Source organism: Mycobacterium sp. 236(2023), from assembly GCF_029623955.1.
Taxonomy (GTDB): domain Bacteria; phylum Actinomycetota; class Actinomycetes; order Mycobacteriales; family Mycobacteriaceae; genus Mycobacterium.
Genome location: NZ_JARSBP010000009.1, coordinates 1 through 16,329 on the forward strand (window position 1 = coordinate 1; position 16,329 = coordinate 16,329).

Annotated in this window: 16 protein-coding genes; 5 read left to right on the forward strand and 11 right to left on the reverse strand. The window is 66.0% G+C overall.

Annotated elements, in window-relative coordinates:
• From P9A17_RS28035 to P9A17_RS28055, 5 genes are all read right to left on the reverse strand, one after another.
• Positions 1-404 (reverse strand): ABC transporter permease (locus P9A17_RS28035; RefSeq protein WP_278042267.1); only part of this gene is annotated, 404 nt, incomplete at its 3' end.
• Positions 405-465: 61 nt separating this feature from the next.
• Positions 466-1,629, reverse strand: a complete 1,164-nt coding sequence (locus P9A17_RS28040) for a thiolase family protein (protein WP_278042049.1) — start codon at positions 1,627-1,629, stop codon at positions 466-468.
• Positions 1,626-2,840, reverse strand: coding sequence for an OB-fold domain-containing protein (locus P9A17_RS28045; protein ID WP_278042050.1), 1,215 nt, complete (start codon positions 2,838-2,840; stop codon positions 1,626-1,628). Before P9A17_RS28045 ends, P9A17_RS28040 begins: the two co-directional genes overlap by 4 nt.
• 30 nt (positions 2,841-2,870) lie before the next feature.
• Positions 2,871-4,079, reverse strand: a complete 1,209-nt coding sequence (locus tag P9A17_RS28050) for a CoA transferase (RefSeq protein WP_278042051.1) — start codon at positions 4,077-4,079, stop codon at positions 2,871-2,873.
• The gene (locus P9A17_RS28055; protein ID WP_278042052.1) at positions 4,079-5,575 is read right to left on the reverse strand and encodes an aldehyde dehydrogenase family protein; all 1,497 of its coding nucleotides are present in this window, start codon (positions 5,573-5,575) and stop codon (positions 4,079-4,081) included. The genes P9A17_RS28050 and P9A17_RS28055 overlap by 1 nt, the downstream gene beginning before the upstream one ends.
• Before the next feature lie 284 nt (positions 5,576-5,859).
• On the opposite strand from P9A17_RS28055, the gene P9A17_RS28060 reads away from it, so the two are divergent.
• From P9A17_RS28060 to P9A17_RS28080, 5 genes are all read left to right on the forward strand, one after another.
• Positions 5,860-6,561 (forward strand): SDR family NAD(P)-dependent oxidoreductase, encoded by a 702-nt coding sequence (locus P9A17_RS28060; RefSeq protein ID WP_278042053.1) that lies wholly within the window; start codon positions 5,860-5,862, stop codon positions 6,559-6,561.
• Positions 6,562-6,596: 35 nt separating this feature from the next.
• Positions 6,597-7,457, forward strand: a complete 861-nt coding sequence (locus P9A17_RS28065) for a mycofactocin-coupled SDR family oxidoreductase (RefSeq protein WP_278042054.1) — start codon at positions 6,597-6,599, stop codon at positions 7,455-7,457.
• A 12-nt stretch (positions 7,458-7,469) separates the two neighbouring features.
• Positions 7,470-7,664 carry a ferredoxin gene (locus P9A17_RS28070; RefSeq protein ID WP_278042055.1) on the forward strand — a complete coding sequence of 65 codons (195 nt, stop codon included), beginning with the start codon at positions 7,470-7,472 and terminating at the stop codon, positions 7,662-7,664.
• Between the two features lie 68 nt (positions 7,665-7,732).
• Positions 7,733-9,103, forward strand: coding sequence for a cytochrome P450 (locus P9A17_RS28075; RefSeq protein WP_278042056.1), 1,371 nt, complete (start codon positions 7,733-7,735; stop codon positions 9,101-9,103).
• Positions 9,104-9,171: 68 nt separating this feature from the next.
• Positions 9,172-9,621: a hypothetical protein gene (locus P9A17_RS28080; RefSeq protein ID WP_278042057.1), complete on the forward strand. Its 450-nt coding sequence runs from the start codon at positions 9,172-9,174 to the stop codon at positions 9,619-9,621.
• Positions 9,622-9,718: 97 nt separating this feature from the next.
• Here the strand turns inward: P9A17_RS28080 and P9A17_RS28085 are convergent, their stop codons facing one another.
• The 6 genes from P9A17_RS28085 to P9A17_RS28110 form a co-directional block, all read right to left on the reverse strand.
• On the reverse strand, positions 9,719-10,930 hold the full coding sequence (locus tag P9A17_RS28085; protein ID WP_278042058.1) for a DUF1214 domain-containing protein: 1,212 nt from the start codon (positions 10,928-10,930) through the stop codon (positions 9,719-9,721).
• 2 nt (positions 10,931-10,932) lie between these two features.
• Positions 10,933-11,646 carry a TIM barrel protein gene (locus P9A17_RS28090; protein WP_278042268.1) on the reverse strand — a complete coding sequence of 238 codons (714 nt, stop codon included), beginning with the start codon at positions 11,644-11,646 and terminating at the stop codon, positions 10,933-10,935.
• Positions 11,647-11,713: 67 nt separating this feature from the next.
• Positions 11,714-12,877 (reverse strand): sulfotransferase, encoded by a 1,164-nt coding sequence (locus tag P9A17_RS28095; protein WP_278042059.1) that lies wholly within the window; start codon positions 12,875-12,877, stop codon positions 11,714-11,716.
• Entirely contained in the window at positions 12,874-14,001 is a 1,128-nt protein-coding gene (locus tag P9A17_RS28100) for an LLM class flavin-dependent oxidoreductase (protein ID WP_278042060.1), read from the reverse strand. Before P9A17_RS28100 ends, P9A17_RS28095 begins: the two co-directional genes overlap by 4 nt.
• Before the next feature lie 7 nt (positions 14,002-14,008).
• Complete coding sequence (locus P9A17_RS28105; protein ID WP_278042061.1) at positions 14,009-15,196, reverse strand: acyl-CoA dehydrogenase family protein; 1,188 nt, start codon at positions 15,194-15,196, stop codon at positions 14,009-14,011.
• Positions 15,196-16,191, reverse strand: a complete 996-nt coding sequence (locus P9A17_RS28110) for an acyl-CoA dehydrogenase family protein (RefSeq protein ID WP_278042062.1) — start codon at positions 16,189-16,191, stop codon at positions 15,196-15,198. The genes P9A17_RS28105 and P9A17_RS28110 overlap by 1 nt, the downstream gene beginning before the upstream one ends.
• Between the last annotated feature and the right edge of the window lie 138 nt (positions 16,192-16,329).

Genomic DNA, 16,329 nt, shown 5'->3' on the forward strand with positions numbered 1-16,329 from the left:
GCCGCCAGCATCCGCGGCGTCACCAGCCGCTGCACCGGGTTGATGCCCAGCACCTCCATCGCGTCGATCTCCTCGCGGATGGTGCGAGAGCCCAAGTCCGCGCACATCGCCGTCGCCCCGGCGCCGGCCACGATCAACACCGTCACCAACGGACCGACCTGCGTCACCGCACCGAAAGCCGCACCGGCGCCGGACAGATCCGCCGCACCCAACTCGCGCAGCAGGATGTTCAACGTGAACGAGACCAGAACCGTGAACGGGATGGCCACCAACAACGTCGGCGCCATCGCCACCTTGGCCACAAACCAGCACTGCTCCAGGAACTCACGCCACTGAAACGGCCGCACGAACACATAACGCACCGCATCCAGCGACATCGAGAAGAACCCACCGACAGCCTGCATCGCCCCCGACAAACCATTCGGCAACGCGATACCGGTGGTCCACCGTTCCGGCCCCTTGGACTTAGTTGCCATTGGGCGCCTCCAGGATGGTCACGGCCGCGACGGCGGTGGGTCCGCCGATGTTGTGGGCCAGCGCAATTCGTGCCTTGTCGACTTGATTGGCCGCTTCACCGCGCAGTTGCGCGAACAGTTCGACACATTGGGCGACCCCCGTCGCGCCCGGCGGATGGCCTTTGGCCTTGAGACCTCCGCTGGGATTGACCGGCAGAGAGCCACCGATGCTCGTCACTTCGGCCTCAAGAAGCTTGTAGCCGCCCAGCCTTTCGGCGAAGCCGAGGTCCTCGTAGCTCATCAACTCGATTCCTGTGAGGAAGTCGTGAACTTCAGCGACATCCACATCCTCTGGGCCCACGCCCGCCATCGCGAACGCTTGCTTGGCAGCCCGCGTCGTCGCCGGGAACGTGGTCAGGTCCGGCTTGTGCTGATGCATCACCGAATCGAGCCCCAGCCCCACGCCACGAATCCAGACGGGCCGGTCAGTGAACCGATCGACGACCTCTTCTGCGGCGATGACGAGCGCTGCGGCACCGTCACTCTGCGGCGCGCAGTCGTACAACCGGAACGGGGTCACCACCGTTGGTGCGTTCAGGGCCTGCTCCATCGTGATCTCAAAGCGCAACCGTGCCTTCGGGTTGTTCACTCCATGACGGTGGTTCTTGACCGCCACCATGGCTAAGTGTTCTTCAGTTGCCGGAGATTCGTGGAGATATCGACGAACATGTAAGGCAAATCCTGCCGGGGCCACCAATCCCAGCGGGTAATCCCAGGCCATGTCGCGTGCCATGGCCTCCCACTCCCACATCATGTCGGCCGACGTGGTGTCGCGGAGCTTGTCCGCACCGACCACCAACGCCACATCGAACGCTCCAGACGCGACACCGAACATCGCGTTGCGGATCGCGTCATGTCCGGTCGCACAGGAGTTCTCAACACGTGTCACGGGAAGGTCTGGCAGACCCAGCGTGTCGGCGAGGATACCCGACGGGAAGCCGTCTGCCGTGCCCATCGCCCCGAACCACGCCGCCTGCAGATCGCTTTTCGCCAAACCTTTGTCGACGGTGGCTGCGCAGGCCGAGAACGCCATGGGCAGCAGGTCTTTGATGCCGAGCGCGAAGTGCTCGGCGAACGGCGTCATACCGGCGCCGACGATGGCTACCCGCCTCATGCGCTCGCCCCCACCGAGTCGTCGTCTCCTCGCGCAAGCGCTCGTCGATCGTCGGGCTCGAAGGCGTAGCCGTAATCCGGTACTCCCGACCGCACCGCGACCCGGCGCAGCGCCATCCGGCCGCGGTGACCGATGTCGACGGTGCCCGGCGTTGCGCCGGTTACCTTCACCAGCGCTCGGACGTCGACCCCGTCGAGTTCCACGATCACCAACGAGTACGGCGTCGTGAGCCCGGGAACCGGGATGTGCACCGTGGTCTCGGTATAGACCGTGCCCGTGCGGGGCAGCGGGACCAGTTCGTAGTCGGTGGCCAACGCGCCATCGGCACCCACGCGGTAACGCGGCGGGAAGTCGAGCTCGTCGGAGCCGGCGAATTGCCCTGCCTCCCAGCGGACCTTCGCCTCGAAAGCCCGCTCGTAGGCGGCCAGCGAGATCGGGATGTCCGCCTCCGTGGCCGACGCGGCCTCCGGCATCGGGCGCGGCGGCGGCTCCCTGCGGCAGGTCTGCGCGGTCCCACCGCTGACGCTGATTCCCGACAGAATCGCCTGTTCGACCGCCACCAGCGGTCCGGTCTTTCCCTGCTCCGCGAGGCCTGCGAGGGCGAACAGGCTGGCGCTCGCACCCACGGTCGGCAGCGCCGGCGGATCTCCCACGCACAGATCGGCTGCGCGCTCGTGATCCACGCCCGCAACGGCCACCGGGGTGTCCAGCCACGCCGCGGCCAGTGAGGCGATGAGGCCCCGTTCGTGCAGCAGCCGGGGGTCGCCGTAGTCGTGGACGTCCCCGGTGGACTTGCGCGTCCGAACGGGAAGGCTCCGCGCCACCCGCGCCGCTGTCCGCACCTGCAGACCGCGTTCGGCCGTCAGGATGGCCGCCGCTCCGGCCGGCGCCAGGTCGGCGCCGATGATCAGCGTGCGCGGCCGGGCCGAACTGAGCGCGTCGACCGTTGCCGGGGCGCCCCCGAGTCGTTCGTCGACCTCGAGTTCGGGATCCAGCCCGAGACCTGCGAGAAGCACTGCGGCATTGCTGCTTTCCAGCAGCGGCAGATCGCGGCTGACAAGCACGACCCGCTCGACCGAACCGCCGCCCGTCAGCGCCGCCCGCCCGGCCTCGACGGCCATGGTGACGGCGTCCTCGTCATCACCGGCAACCCGGTGCAGGGGTGTTCCCCAGCACGGCAGGTAAGTGCCGACGGACGCGACGTAGGGCATTCGGTTCTCCAGGTCTTCCGACCGCCACCGTCAGGTGACGGCACCCGCGGTCTTGAGCTCGATGATCCGGTCCCAATCCAGACCCAGTTCGACGAGGATGTCGTCGGTTTGTTCGGCGAATCCGGGTGCCGGGCCCGAGGTGGGCGCGGCGACGTCGAACTGCACGGGGTTGGACACCAGCTCGAGTTCGCCTGCCTGCACCAGATATTCGTTGGCGCGGATCTGCGCGTCCTCGGCGGCCTGCAACGTGTCCTGCACCGGAGCCCACGGTCCGGCCAGCGTCGCGAACCGCTCGCTCCACTCGGGCAGCGAGCGCTTCTGCATTGCCTCGGTCAGAATCTCGTTGGCGGCGGCGGTGTTCTCGGCGATCGATTCGGCGGTCGCGAAGCGCGGGTCGTCGATGAGGTCGTCGAGTTCCATGTGCTTGCACACGTCGGCCCAGAACTTGGTCGGCTGCATCATGACGAACGAGATGTAGCGGTCGTCGGCGGTCGGGTAGAGCCCGACGAGCGGGTTGAACGGCGACCCCTGCGTTCCGGGCGGGAATGCCTCCATGCGCTGGCCGAGGTGATTGGTCAGGGCCACCGTGTGACCCATCGACCAGAGTCCGCTGCCGAGCAGCGACACATCGACGACCGACGGCTCACCGGTGCGTTCCCGCTTGAGGAGTGCGGCCGCGATGCCGCCGGCCAGGTTCGTGCCGGAGATGGTGTCGCCGTAGGCGGGTCCCGGCGGGCCGACCATGCCGGGCGTTCCCGGCGGCGTGATCGTCGCGGCGGTGCCGGCACGGCACCAGAACGCGGTCATGTCGTAGCCGCCTTTGACCGCTTCTTCCCCGCGGGGTCCCAGCGCGCTGCCCCGGGCGTAGACGATCGTGGGGTTGACGGCGCGGATGTCGTCGACGTCGATGCCGAACTTTTCGCGGTGCCCCGGCAGGAAGCTGGTCAGGAAGACGTCAGCGCGGCGCGCCAATTCCAGAAGCACCTCGCGGCCCTCGGGCACGGACATGTCGAGGCCGATGCTGCGCTTCAGACGGTTGGCGTGCTCGATGTTCGGGTTGGGATCGCCGTCGACGCGCAGCAGCCCGGTCTGGCGCAGGCCGCGCTGCGGGTCGCCGGTGACCGCGTGCTCGACCTTGATGACGTCGGCGCCCCACTCCGCGAGCACCGCGCCGGCCGACGGCACGAAGCCGTACATCGCGACCTCGAGGACACGGATTCCGTCCAAAGGCTTTGTCATTACCCCACCACCGTCGCGAACGTCTTCGATTCCAGGAACTCTTCGAGCCCCGCCTTGCCCATCTCCCTGCCGATGCCCGACTGCTTGTAGCCGCCGAACGGGCTGTCCGGGCTGAAGTAGTTACCGCCGTTGATGGAGAAGGTGCCGGTGCGAATCCGGCGCGCGACCGCGAGTGCCCGGTCCTCGCTGCCGAACACGGCACCGGACAATCCGTAGATGGAGTTGTTCGCGATCCGCACGGCGTCGTCGTCGTCCTCGTAGGCGATGACGGCGAGCACAGGGCCGAAGACCTCTTCCTGCGCGATCTCGCTGTCGGGGTCGACGTCGGCGAGAAGCGTCGGGGTATAGAAGTAGCCCGGGTCGACCTTTTCCCCTCCGGTCACCAACGTGGCGCCGGCGTCGACGGCCCGCTTCACCATTCCGTCGACCTTGTCGCGCTGCTTGTCCGAGATCAGCGGGCCCATATATGTGCCCTCGGCTTTCGGATCGCCGTACCTGACGAGCCCGAAGTTGTTCTTGATCATCTCGACCAGCTCGTCCTTGTGCTTCTTCGGGACCAGCAGTCGTGACGTCAGCGCGCAGCCCTGACCGGCGTGGGTGACCATGCTGAACGCGGAGAACAGTGCGGCAGTGTTGAAGTCGGCGTCGTCGAGAACGATTGCGGCCGACTTGCCGCCGAGCTCGAGGAAGACCTTCTTCAAGGTCCCGCTCGCGGCCGACATGATGGCGCGGCCGGTCGGGGTGGACCCGGTGAAGGTGACCATGTCGACGTCGGGGCTCGTGGTCAGAGCGGCTCCGACGGCGGGATCCGCGCCGGAGAGGACGTTGACGACGCCTGCGGGGATGTCGGTGTGGTTGGCGATCAGCTCACCGAGCGCGAGCGTGACGAGCGGGGTGTCGGGCGCCGACTTGAGGACGACCGTGCACCCGGCGGCCAGCGCCGGTGCGAGCTTGGCCAGTGCCAGCTGGTTCGGATAGTTGTAGGCGATGATCGCGGCCACGACCCCGCCCGCCTCTTTCTCCACCCAGCGGTGGTGCTGCATCCCGCGACTCTCGATGTTGCCGAGATCCTCGGTGAGCGGGTAGGTCTTCAGGAGTTCGGCGTAGTAGCGCACGATCTCGATCGGCTGGTCGAGCTGCGCACCCTGGCACAGCGCGGGGGTGGCGCCGACTTCGGCGATCGTCAGATCCGCGAGTTCGTCCCGATGCTCGACGAGGGCGCGGTGAAGCTGCTCGAGGCAGCGGATCCGCAGCTCGGTGTTCGTCGCCCACTCTCCGGTGTCGAACGCGGCGCGCGCGGCGGCGACGGCGGTCTCGGCGTCGGCGACGCTCGCGTCGGGCGCGTAGCCGAGCACTTCACCTGTCGCCGGATTCAGCGAAGGAAACGTCCTGTCCGTCTCGAGGAGCTGACCGCCGATCAGCAGTCGGCGGCTCACGGGTGCCGACGGCTGCTCACCATTGCTGCTGGTGCTCGAGATCGTGGCTGTTTCCTGCATCGTCCTCCTCCGTCGGAGCCGTATGACCTGCGCGTGATGTGCGCTGATGTGATGGAAACTTCATTCTCATCACCGGCGAATCATACATTCGTAGGATGAGAACTCAAGAAAATGGAAAGAACGTCTCCTGCCTGCAAAGAAGGGTGCGACAATTCATCTCCAAACGTCTCACCAGTGCGAACAGGGCGGGCCTCATGTCTTGCGATCCGGCATAATGCGAGAGTACGGTTCTCATAATCGGAAGGAAGATTCTTGATGGTCGACAACACGGCCGGAGCGCGCGCGTGAAGAACGCTGTGGTGACCGGTGGCGCGTCCGGTATCGGCGCTGCAGTGGCGGAACGGTTGCGTGCGGACGGACTGCGTGTCGCAACGATCGATCTGAACCCCGGCGAAGAAAAATTCTCCTACTCCGCCGACGTCACCGACCGCGCTGCGGTCGATGCCGCGCTCGGCGAGATCCGCGCCGAACTCGGCCCCGTCACCGTTCTCGTCAACGCCGCGGGCCTCGACCGGTTCAAGAAGTTCCTCGACCTGACCTTCGACGAATGGCAGAAGGTCGTCGACGTCAACCTCAACGGTGTCTTCCACTGCACCCAGGCCGTCCTGCCCGACATGATCGAGGCCGGGTGGGGGCGCATCGTCAACATCTCGTCCTCGAGCACGCATTCCGGGCAGCCGTTCATGTCGCCCTACGTCGCGGCCAAGTCGGCGGTCAACGGCCTCACCAAATCTCTCGCACTGGAGTACGGGGAATTCGGAATCACCGTCAACGCCGTCCCCCCCGGCTTCATCGACACCCCGATGCTGCGCAAGGCCGAGAAGCGCGGGTTCCTCGGTGACACCGAGCGGCAAATCCAGCAGACTCCGGTGCGCCGCATGGGCCGCCCCGAAGACATTGCCGCGGCATGCGCCTTCTTCATCTCCGATGAAGCCAGTTACATCACCGGCCAGATCCTGGGCGTCAATGGCGGCCGGAACACCTGACGAGCCAGCAGATTTCAGCGAAAGGACATACTTCTATGGGACGTGTTCAGGGCAAGGTCGCCTTCATCACGGGGGCGGCACGCGGCCAGGGGCGTAGTCATGCGGTGCGCCTCGCCGAAGAAGGCGCCGACATCATCGCCGTCGACATCTGCAAGGACTACGACACCGTCGGCTATTCGATGGCCACCCCCGAAGACCTCGAGGAGACCAAGAACTTCGTCGAGAAGACCGGCCAGCGCATCGTCACCGCCAAGGCCGACGTGCGCAACGAGGCGGAACTGCGCGCAGCGCTGGAGGCGGGTCTTGCCGAGTTCGGCAAGGTCGACATCGTCGTGGCCCAGGCCGGCATCGCCGCCATGAAGGGCCAGCCCGCGATGCAGGCCTGGACCGACGGCATCAACACCAACTTCGTCGGCACCATCAACGCCATCCAGGTCGCGTTGCCGCACCTTCAGGAGGGCGCGTCCATCATCGCGACCGCCTCGGCCGCCGCACTGATGGACGCTCACAACAAACCCAACCCCGGCGGCGATCCCGGCGGCATGGGCTACATGATCTCCAAGCGCCTGATCTCGGAATACGTACACGCGTTGGCAACCGAACTGGCGGTGCGCGGCATCCGCGCCAACGTCATCCACCCGACCAACTGCAACACCGACATGCTGCAGAGCGAGCCGATGTACCGGTCGTTCCGACCGGATCTGGAGAACCCGACCCGTGCGGATGCCGAGCCCGTCTTCGGCGTGCAGCAGGCGATGAAGGTCAACTTCATCGAACCCGAGGACATCAGCAACGCGGTGCTGTGGCTGGCCTCCGACGAGTCGCGGTACGTCACCGGTATGCAGTTGCGTGTCGATGCCGGCGGCTACCTCAAGTGGTACGACTACCACGTCTAGGGAGGGATGACGGTGAAGGTTTTTGTCGACTCGGGACGGTGCCAGGGGCACACGCTGTGCTCGATGATCGCTCCAGATTCCTTTGAGCTCAGCGACATCGACGGTACGGCCTCCCCTGTCAACGAGGTCGTACCCGCCGATCAGGAGGACGCGGTGCGCGAAGCAGTGCATTCGTGCCCGGAGCAGGCCATTTCAGTCGAAGAATGACGATTTGGGCGTAGTTGGCCACGATGACGTCGACCAACTGCACCGAAATCCATAGAGGGAGAAGAGCCTTGAGTGTCGACGACGTCGTAGACGGCACCGCCGACGACAGCCGCAAGAAGAACAACTACCACTTCGACCGGCACACACCTGAGTACCGGCTGCAATTCGAGAAGATCACCGAGGAGATGCAGTCGAAGTGCCCGATGGCGTGGACAGACGTCTACGACGGGCACTGGGTCGCCGCGGACAGCAAGCACGTGTTCGAGCTCGCCCGCTGCCCCGTGGTGTCCAACCACCACGACATTTCGGGCGAGACGCCGTTCAAGGGCATCACCATCCCGAAAGCCAGTCGCGCCACCGTCGTTCGCGGCGGGATCCTCGAGATGGACGAGCCCGAGCACAGCGCCTACCGCGGTGCGCTCAACCCCTACCTGTCCCCCGCCGCCATCAAGCGCTGGGAACCGTTCATCGACGAGATCACCCGCGCCGCACTGGACGAACACATCGAATCGGGACGCATCGACTTCGTCGACCATCTGGCCAACGTCGTGCCCGCGGTGTTCACACTGGCGATGATGGGCATCGACCTGAAGAAGTGGAACGTCTACAGCGAGCCCACGCACGCCTCGGTGTACACGCCCGAGCATGCTCCCGAGCGCGAGAAGATCAACGAGCAGCACCGGGAAATGGGCATCGATCTCATCACCAACATGATGGAGATCCGCGAGAATCCGCGGCCCGGTCTGGTGAATGCCTTGGTGCAGCTGCGCATAGACGGCGAACCGGCTCCCGACATGGAGCTGCTGGGCAATCTCGGACTCATCATCGGCGGCGGTTTCGACACTACGACCGCGTTGACAGCCCACGCTCTGGAGTGGCTCGGCGAGCACCCGGACGAACGGGAGCGGCTCAGCAAGGAGCGCGCGACCCTGCTACACCCGGCCACCGAGGAGTTCCTTCGGTACTTCACCCCCGCGCCTGGCGATGGACGCACTTTCGCCGAGGACGTCGAGGTCGAGGGGCAACAGTTCAAGCAGTTCGAGCGTCTCTGGTTGTCGTGGGCGATGGCCAACCGCGACCCTGCGGTGTTCGACGAACCGAACGAGGTCATTCTCGACCGAAAGGGCAACCGTCACTTCAGCTTCGGTATCGGAGTGCACCGGTGCGTCGGATCGAACGTGGCGCGCACGGTCTTCAAGTCCATGCTGACCGCGGTGCTCGACCGGATGCCCGACTACGTGTGTGACCCCGAGGGGACCGTGCATTACGACACCATCGGCGTCATCCAGGGCATGCGCAATCTGCCCGCGACGTTCACGCCCAGCAAGCCGCTGGGCCCCGGTCTGGACGAGACCATCGAGAAGCTCCAGCGCATCTGCAACGAGCAGGAACTCGCCCGCCCGATCACAGAGCGCAAGGAAGCCGCCGTCATCGATTAACTGCTGATCTCGCCCCATGATTCGAGGCGAAGTGGTTCGATGAGGGGCGGCGAAAGGGAGGACGAGCGATGAGGCTTCGCAAAATCGCGACGACAGCCGTCGCCATGATGGCATCGGCGATGGCGATGGCGACCGTCCTCGCTCCGCCGTCGTCGGCGGACTTCCAGATCGGCAACTACGACCTGCTCACCAACAGGTACAACCGTGCGTCGTGGTTCTGGTTCGTCTCGCTGTGCATCCCGGAGAAGAACCCGAACTGCCTCAACGTCGCCGCCCGGCCGCGCCTGGCGTACTACCAGTACTACGAGAGCAAGGTCTGGCTCGACAACGGGCGCTACACGTTCACCGTCGATGTGCCCGACGGACTGCAGTGCCCCGGCCACGTGATGCCGACACGCGAAACCTATTCATGGGATGCCGTCACGCTGCTGGGCACGATCGACTCCAAGTTCAACGTCGGCTGCTTCAACGGTCCGCCAGGCTCGCAGTTCTGGACGTTCAAGCTCCAACGCCTCTGACCAAGACCCATTCGCCCCGCACCTCGCACCGCGAGCGCGCGTGTCTGCACGCGGACACGCCGCGCGGCGCGCACATTTTGCGCGCCCTCGCGGCCCGTCAGAGCGACGAATAGCGCGAACGAATTGCGTTGAATCGCTGCCACATCTGTGCAGCCCGCTCCTCGACGGCAACGACAGTCGTATCGGCCGGCAATTCGTCGGCCAGTGTCGCGGCCTTCACCACGCGGGCGTGCAGTGCCGCAGGGGCGCCTTCGAGCATGTGCCGATAGGTCAGATTGCCGCGCTCGAAGCCCTGCGTGTCGATCCAGTTGTGGAAGCCGGGGTCGGTGTGGGCGAGGATCATCCGCACCCTCCCGTCGGCGTCGACGGCGGTGCGGCTCGGTGTGTAGCTCACCGGGCGGTACAGGAAATCCATGCTGTTGAAGAAGACGCCCATGTTGGTCAGCATCCACAGCCCCTCGTGGGCGTCGAACTCGACGATGAGCGCCTCGTCCGACGCCAGCGTCCAGTGCATGTTCGCCGCGGCGCGCCCGCGCTTGGCATCGCCGTCGCCGGTGCTGACGGCCGGGAACCGGTTGGGCCGTTCGGCATCCACTCCCCCGTAGGTGAACGGGTACTCGGGCCAGTCGGTCATGACGCCGGTGAGGAAATCTCCGGCCCACGCGATGGCGTCGGTCATCTGCTCGGGAGTCGGCGGGGGTTTGGGCGTCGACATGTCGGCTCGCTCGATTCGCAGCCGGGCGGGTCGTTCGTCCCAGGCATCGAAACCTTGGCGGATGAACAGCTTTCGCGATCCGGAGGTGGTCGGCAACCAGTTCTGGTCACGACGAGGACCGCCGACATATACCTCGAATGTGCCGTCGGATGCGGTAACCAGTTGAGCACCGGTCAGGTTCGCCTCGGGCACGTCACCGAAAGGCTCGTGCAGAATTCCGGGACCGTCGGGCCGTGGACCCTGGACGGTCATGTTGAAGAATCGCGCGGTCCCACGTTCCCCGACGATGCGATAGGTGGACTCGCCGTCAATCCAGGCCTGCTGATACGTGAAATCCGCGCAGTCGCCGCCCAGCTTGCGGCTGGGCCCGCAGAAGGCGTGCAGGCTCGGATAGCGCGTATCCCTGGTCTCCAATGCCAGGTCGAAGGCCTGCCCGAGGTTCTGGGTCAGGAATCGCAACGCGTCGACGCGCTGGTTCCCAGACGTGGGGTTGAGGTCCTTGAAGGCCTGCTCCCCCGCCGACTTCAACCGATAGCAGAACGTCTCCCACGCGCGGCGCAGCGCCGCGTCGTCCTGACCGTCCCCGTACGCCATCGTTACCGCGCAGTCTCGGCGCGGGACAACATGGGCGACACCGCGGCACAGGCGCGCTGCGCCGCGCGCAGCGGCCCCTCCTGCTCGACGCGCGGACCGATCAGCTCAAGGTCGAATCCGTGCCGGTAACCGCCTGTAAGTGCCTGCGCGACGAGCGTTTCCAGCGGTATCACGCCGTCGCCGGGCACTGCCCGCGCGGGCAGTGCCCGGTCGCCGAGGACGTAGTCGCTGAGTTGGATCAGCTCCGTGCGCGGCAGCGCACGGTCGAGAAGCGCGGGCAGGTGGGCTTCGGTCCAGCAGTGGAACAGGTCGACGCAGACGCCCAGCCCTGCCGTCTCGGCCAATTCGACGGTGTCCCTGAGCGTGTGGGCGATGTGAATGTCGGCGTAGAGGCCGGACGCGTTCTCGATGGCGAGTGCGACGCCTGCGGCTTTCGCGTCGTCGAGGCAGGGCTGCACCGCATCGCAGAAGCGCGCCGCCGCCTCCTGCCAGGTGAGGTCGCCGCGGCCCCCGGTGAGCATGTAGACGACTCTGGCGCCCTGCCCCGCTGCCGCCTCGATCACCCGCCGCAGACCGTCGGCCGTGTCGAACAGGTGGAACACCGACTCCACCGAATACCCCTGCGCCGAGATCACCGTGGATAGTGCCGGCTCATCGAGTTGCGTGTCGATGAGACTGAGGCGACGGATCCCGAGTGCCTCCCAGTGGAAGCACATCTGGGTCAGTGTCGCGCCGTGGAACGTGACGGAGTGGACCGATACCCGTCCGTCAGTAACGGGCACCTCAGCCACGCTTCTCGATCTCGACGCCGAACCGCTCCCGGAACGATCGGAACTCCTCGTGCAGTGCGTCGAGATCTTCGCCGATATCGGTGAGAAGGCTTGTGGAGTAGGTGAATTTGCCGTGGCGGTCTCCCTTGTTGTTCGCCAGGTAGTCCCGCATGTGGGCCTCGGCGTCGTCGGTCAGCGAGCGTCCGCTGAAGGAGTAATAGTCCCGCACCGTGGTCACCGGGTCCGCGACGAAGTCGGTGTAACGCACGTGCCGGATCCGTGGGTCGTGCACCAGCGGATTGGTCATGGTGTTGGCGACGCCGACACGCGTGAGATCCAGATGCATCTTCGCGGCCGCGTGCAGGTCGATGGGACCGACGATGCCGTCGAGTATGTCGGCCATCATCATGGTGCGCGACGCGGCGACCTGGACAGGATCGCGATGCAGCCACAGCAGCGTGGCGTCGGGGTAGGTGTCGAAGAATTCCGCCAGCCGGAAGCCGTGGAATCCCTTGAGCACCCAGTGCTTTCGCGGCCTCTTGTATTGAAACTGCTGCAGCATCGCGCGGTGCAGGCGGTACTGCGCGGCGGGATCGGTGGGCAGTCCGCCGACCACAGTCTGCATCGGCACCCGCCACCACGCCGTCGGCGTCATCACACGGAAGTCGAAGGCCCAGGTGCGCTCGTCTTCGGGCAACCCGTCGCCGAGCATGTCGTTGTACGGGTGGCTGTGCAGCCACTTCGGCATCTTGGCGTTGATCTCGCGCCAGTGCGCGTCGGCCCGCGTTCGACGGGAGTCACCGGGTTCGGCGATACCGGGCGGCGGCGACGGATACATGACCTCCCAGAATCGCAGCGCGCGGGCGTCCGGGTCGACCGACATCAGGGCGTGCATCAGCGTTGTGCCCGAACGTGGTTCGCCGGTGACGAACATGGGCCGCTCGATGATCTCGTCCGCGATCGGAAATCTGTTGCGGTCCTCGATGAACTCGAGCCTGGTCGTCAGGAGCCAGTGGCAGACATCAGATGCCTGCCGGCGACCGTCGGCGTCCATACCGAGACCGTTCAGATGTTCGACGGCAACCCCGAAGCGTTCCGGCAGCGTCGGATCACCGTAGTCGTGAAGCCCGGTCTCCGCCTCGGCGCTGCTCAGCATTTCCGCCGCATCCAGAGTCATGAGACACCTCCACACAACCGCATGAGTTCGTCCTCGGCTTCCCCGACGTTGCGCGCCGACTCCGCGGCGTATTGGAGCCCGGCCATGGCCCCGTAATCCAGGATCTTCGGCACCCGCAGACCGGCGTCGACATAGTCCTTGATGGTCTGTGCCACTTGCTTCGGCGTACCGTGCGGCACCATCGCGAGGATCATCTCCGGCTCCACGCCGGCGAGGAATTCGATGATTCGGTCCCGGGTCAGCACGGCGGGGTCGATGTCGTGGAACCCGCCCCAGTCGGGGCCCATCGGATGCCGGAATCCGAACGCGGTCAACGTCTGTGCCGACACCTGGAGCAGGAAGGACTTCACCAGGGGCGCCTGCAGGATCTCCGCGAGAGCGCCCTCGTCACGGCCCATCAGGCACACCTGGATGAAGCACGGCGTGATCTGCTCGGGGTCACGACCCGCCCGTTCGGCGGAAGCCTTCACCCGAGAGAGCTTTTCGCCGTAATCGTCCGGTGTCCACGCCCCGGCCGGCCACCAGCCGTCGGCATAGCGGCCGGCGATGTCGAGCGAGCGCGGACCGCTCGCACCGATCCAGATCGGCGGGAAGCGTCCGTCGTACGGCTCGGTGTCGAGCCGCGCGTGATGCAACCGGTGGAACCGGCCATCGAAGTCGACGGGTCCGTCACTGTCCCACAGCAGCCGGATGACGTGCAGAGCTTCTTCGAAACGTGCTACGGGGCGGTCGAAGTCGAATCCGTAGGGCTCGATGTTCTCGCTCTCGCCGCTACCCAGGCCGAGGACGAACCGGCCTTTGGACAGATGGTCGATGGTCAGCGCGCTCTGGGCCAGCGACGCCGGGTGGCGCCGCACGGTGTCCACCACGCTGGTGACCAAGGGCACCCGCTCGGTGAGCACGGCGGCCGCTGCGGCCACCGCCATCCCGTCGAGGTGGCGGTGCGGGGACGGCGATGCCGTGGCCAGGTCGGTGAACTCCGGAGTCCAGATCGAGTCCGGCCAGAAGCTCACCATGTGGTCGGGCAACCAGATGGAGTGGTAGCGCCCGCTGTCGAGCCGCGCCAACTGGCTCAGATCCAGTGGCAGCGTGGTTCGCAGGAAGGCCGCGGGTTGGACCCTCACGACATGACTATCGGCGCGGCAGGCCCAGCACCTGCTGGGCGATGATGTTGCGCTGAATCTCCGACGTGCCGCCGGCGATGGTGCCGCCGAAGCTGCGGCAGTACCGCTCGAACCAGCTCGCGAAGTAGTGGTCGAGGTTCATGTGTGCGTAGGGACCCGATGTCGTCGGGTGCACCAGTCCGTCAGGACCTGAGGCCTCCAGCGCGAGCCCCTCGACGCGTTGCTCTGCCTCGGCGCCAAGCAGTTTCGGGATCGACACCGATGCCACGTCGACTTCGCCGCGGGCCGCCTTGGCGATGCCCACGGAACCGAGCAGGCGCAGAGCCTCGTAGTCCATGATGCTCGTCGCGAGCGCGTCGCGCTCCAGAGGGGACTTCGGTTCGAAGTCGGCGATGCAGTTGGCGATTCGATCGGCGAAGCCGAGCCACATCATGGTCCGCTCGTGTCCCAGGGATCCGTTCGCGACACCCCAACCGCCGTTGAGCGGGCCGACGAGATTCTCCACCGGCACCCGGACGTCGGTGAAGAACACCTCGTTGAAGTCGAGGTTCTCGATGCCGGTCATGTCGGCGAACGGCCGGCACACGACGCCCTCGAGGTCGGTCGGGATCAGCAGCACGCTGATTCCCTTGTGCTTGGGCGCATCCGGATCGGTGCGGACGAAGGTGAGCAGGAAGTCGGCGTCGTGTGCGCCGGAGGTCCAGACCTTCTGGCCGTTGACGACGAAAAAGTCGCCGTCGGAATCGGTCGAGCGAACGGCTTTGGTGCGCAACGACGCCAAGTCGGATCCCGCGCTCGGCTCGCTCATCCCCAGCGACGCGGTACGTTCCCCGCGCAGCACCGGCACCGCCCACTGGTGCTTCTGCTCGTCGGTGCCGAAGGTCAGCAGCGAGGCCGCGATGATGTTGACGCCCTGCGGGTTGAAGCTGTGGTAGATCCGGCGCCGGCAGAGTTCCTCGGCGTGCACGAACGTCTGCAGCACCGAGGCGTTGCGGCCGCCGAACTCGGGCGGCTGCGCAGGCAGCAGCCATCCGTTGTCGAACAGCAGGCGCTGGAAGTCGCGAGCCCACTGAGGCATGTGCGAGACCGACCGCGGCCGCTCCAATGTCTCTGCGGCAGAGGGCGTGTGCTCGTCGAGGAACGCGGAGAACTCGGCGCGGAACTCCTCGACATCGGAGTCGAATGCGAGCTGCATCAGATGTTCCTCCCGTATTCCTCCGCGATCATCGCCCGGTGTTCGGCGGCGCCGCCGAGCAACAGCTCACCGGCTTTGGCCCGCTTCAGCGCGAACTGCACGTCGTTCTCCCACGTGAAGCCCATGGCGCCGAACAGCTGGATGCCGTGCTTGAAGACCAGCGACTGACACTCTCCCGCGGACGCTTTCGCCATCGCCGCCGCAAGTCGTCGGCGCGGGTCGTCCGCGGCGATGGTCAGCGCAGCGAAGTACGACAGCGCACGGGCACGCTCGATCGCGACGAACATGTCCGTCGCCTTGTGCTGCACCGCCTGGAACGTGCCGATCGCGACCCCGAACTGCTGGCGACTCTTGGCGTGCTCGATGACCAGGTCGAGGATCCGCTGGCAGGCGCCGACCATCGTGATGGCCATGCCCATCAGCGCGACGTGGCGGGCCCGTTCGGTGTCGGAGGGCAACCGGTCGGAGTCTGCAACGTGCGCCCCGAGAAAGGACACCTCGGCGACGTGCAGCACGGGATCGAAGACGTCGACGCGACGCGTGGTTGCTTTGTCGGCGTCCACGAGAAACACGCCGGCGGGCGTGACGACGGCGAGGCGGTCCGCGCGGTCACCGTCCAGGACGAACCTGTCGGTACCGCTGAGCACCCAGCCTTCGGCATCGCGGACCGCGCTGACGCCCGAGTACACCGCGGTGCCCGCTCCGGTGGACTCGAACCGGTCGCCGACGAGCGGTGCGAACTGGGTCAGCGTGGCCAGGAACGGGGTCGGGTCGGTCGCGCGGCCGAGCTCTTCGAGCACGATCGCCAGTTCGACGGCGTTCTCGGGGTCGGTGAGTTCCGTCCACCCGGCGTCGAGGTAGCTGTTCCACAGAGGCGCCGGGTCGACGCCGTTCTCGGCGATGTCGCGGATCAGCGACGCCGGGCACTGTTTGGACACCGCGTCGCGCACGGTCTCCTGCCACAGCCGCTGATCAGCATCGAACTCAAGTAGCACCCGTACGCCTCCTCAGACCGCCCGTGAATGGAGAATAGCATTCTCACATCTGGTGGGACCGTTCTCGCCAAACGGGTATCCATTTTCGGCAAATGAATGCTGAGCAGTTGTTCAGCAGCGACGTCTACCAGCACAGAT

Bases quoted from the DNA above. Each gene is read 5' to 3' on its own strand.
- P9A17_RS28055 (WP_278042052.1), bottom strand. From the start codon at position 5,575: ATGCAGGAAACAGCCACGATCTCGAGCACCAGCAGCAATGGTGAGCAG.
- P9A17_RS28045 (WP_278042050.1), bottom strand. From the start codon at position 2,840: ATGCCCTACGTCGCGTCCGTCGGCACTTACCTGCCGTGCTGGGGAACA.
- P9A17_RS28080 (WP_278042057.1), top strand. From the start codon at position 9,172: ATGAGGCTTCGCAAAATCGCGACGACAGCCGTCGCCATGATGGCATCG.
- P9A17_RS28105 (WP_278042061.1), bottom strand. From the start codon at position 15,196: ATGCAGCTCGCATTCGACTCCGATGTCGAGGAGTTCCGCGCCGAGTTC.
- P9A17_RS28085 (WP_278042058.1), bottom strand. From the start codon at position 10,930: ATGGCGTACGGGGACGGTCAGGACGACGCGGCGCTGCGCCGCGCGTGG.
- P9A17_RS28090 (WP_278042268.1), bottom strand. From the start codon at position 11,646: ATGTGCTTCCACTGGGAGGCACTCGGGATCCGTCGCCTCAGTCTCATC.
- P9A17_RS28065 (WP_278042054.1), top strand. From the start codon at position 6,597: ATGGGACGTGTTCAGGGCAAGGTCGCCTTCATCACGGGGGCGGCACGC.
- P9A17_RS28095 (WP_278042059.1), bottom strand. From the start codon at position 12,877: ATGACTCTGGATGCGGCGGAAATGCTGAGCAGCGCCGAGGCGGAGACC.
- P9A17_RS28040 (WP_278042049.1), bottom strand. From the start codon at position 1,629: ATGAGGCGGGTAGCCATCGTCGGCGCCGGTATGACGCCGTTCGCCGAG.
- P9A17_RS28050 (WP_278042051.1), bottom strand. From the start codon at position 4,079: ATGACAAAGCCTTTGGACGGAATCCGTGTCCTCGAGGTCGCGATGTAC.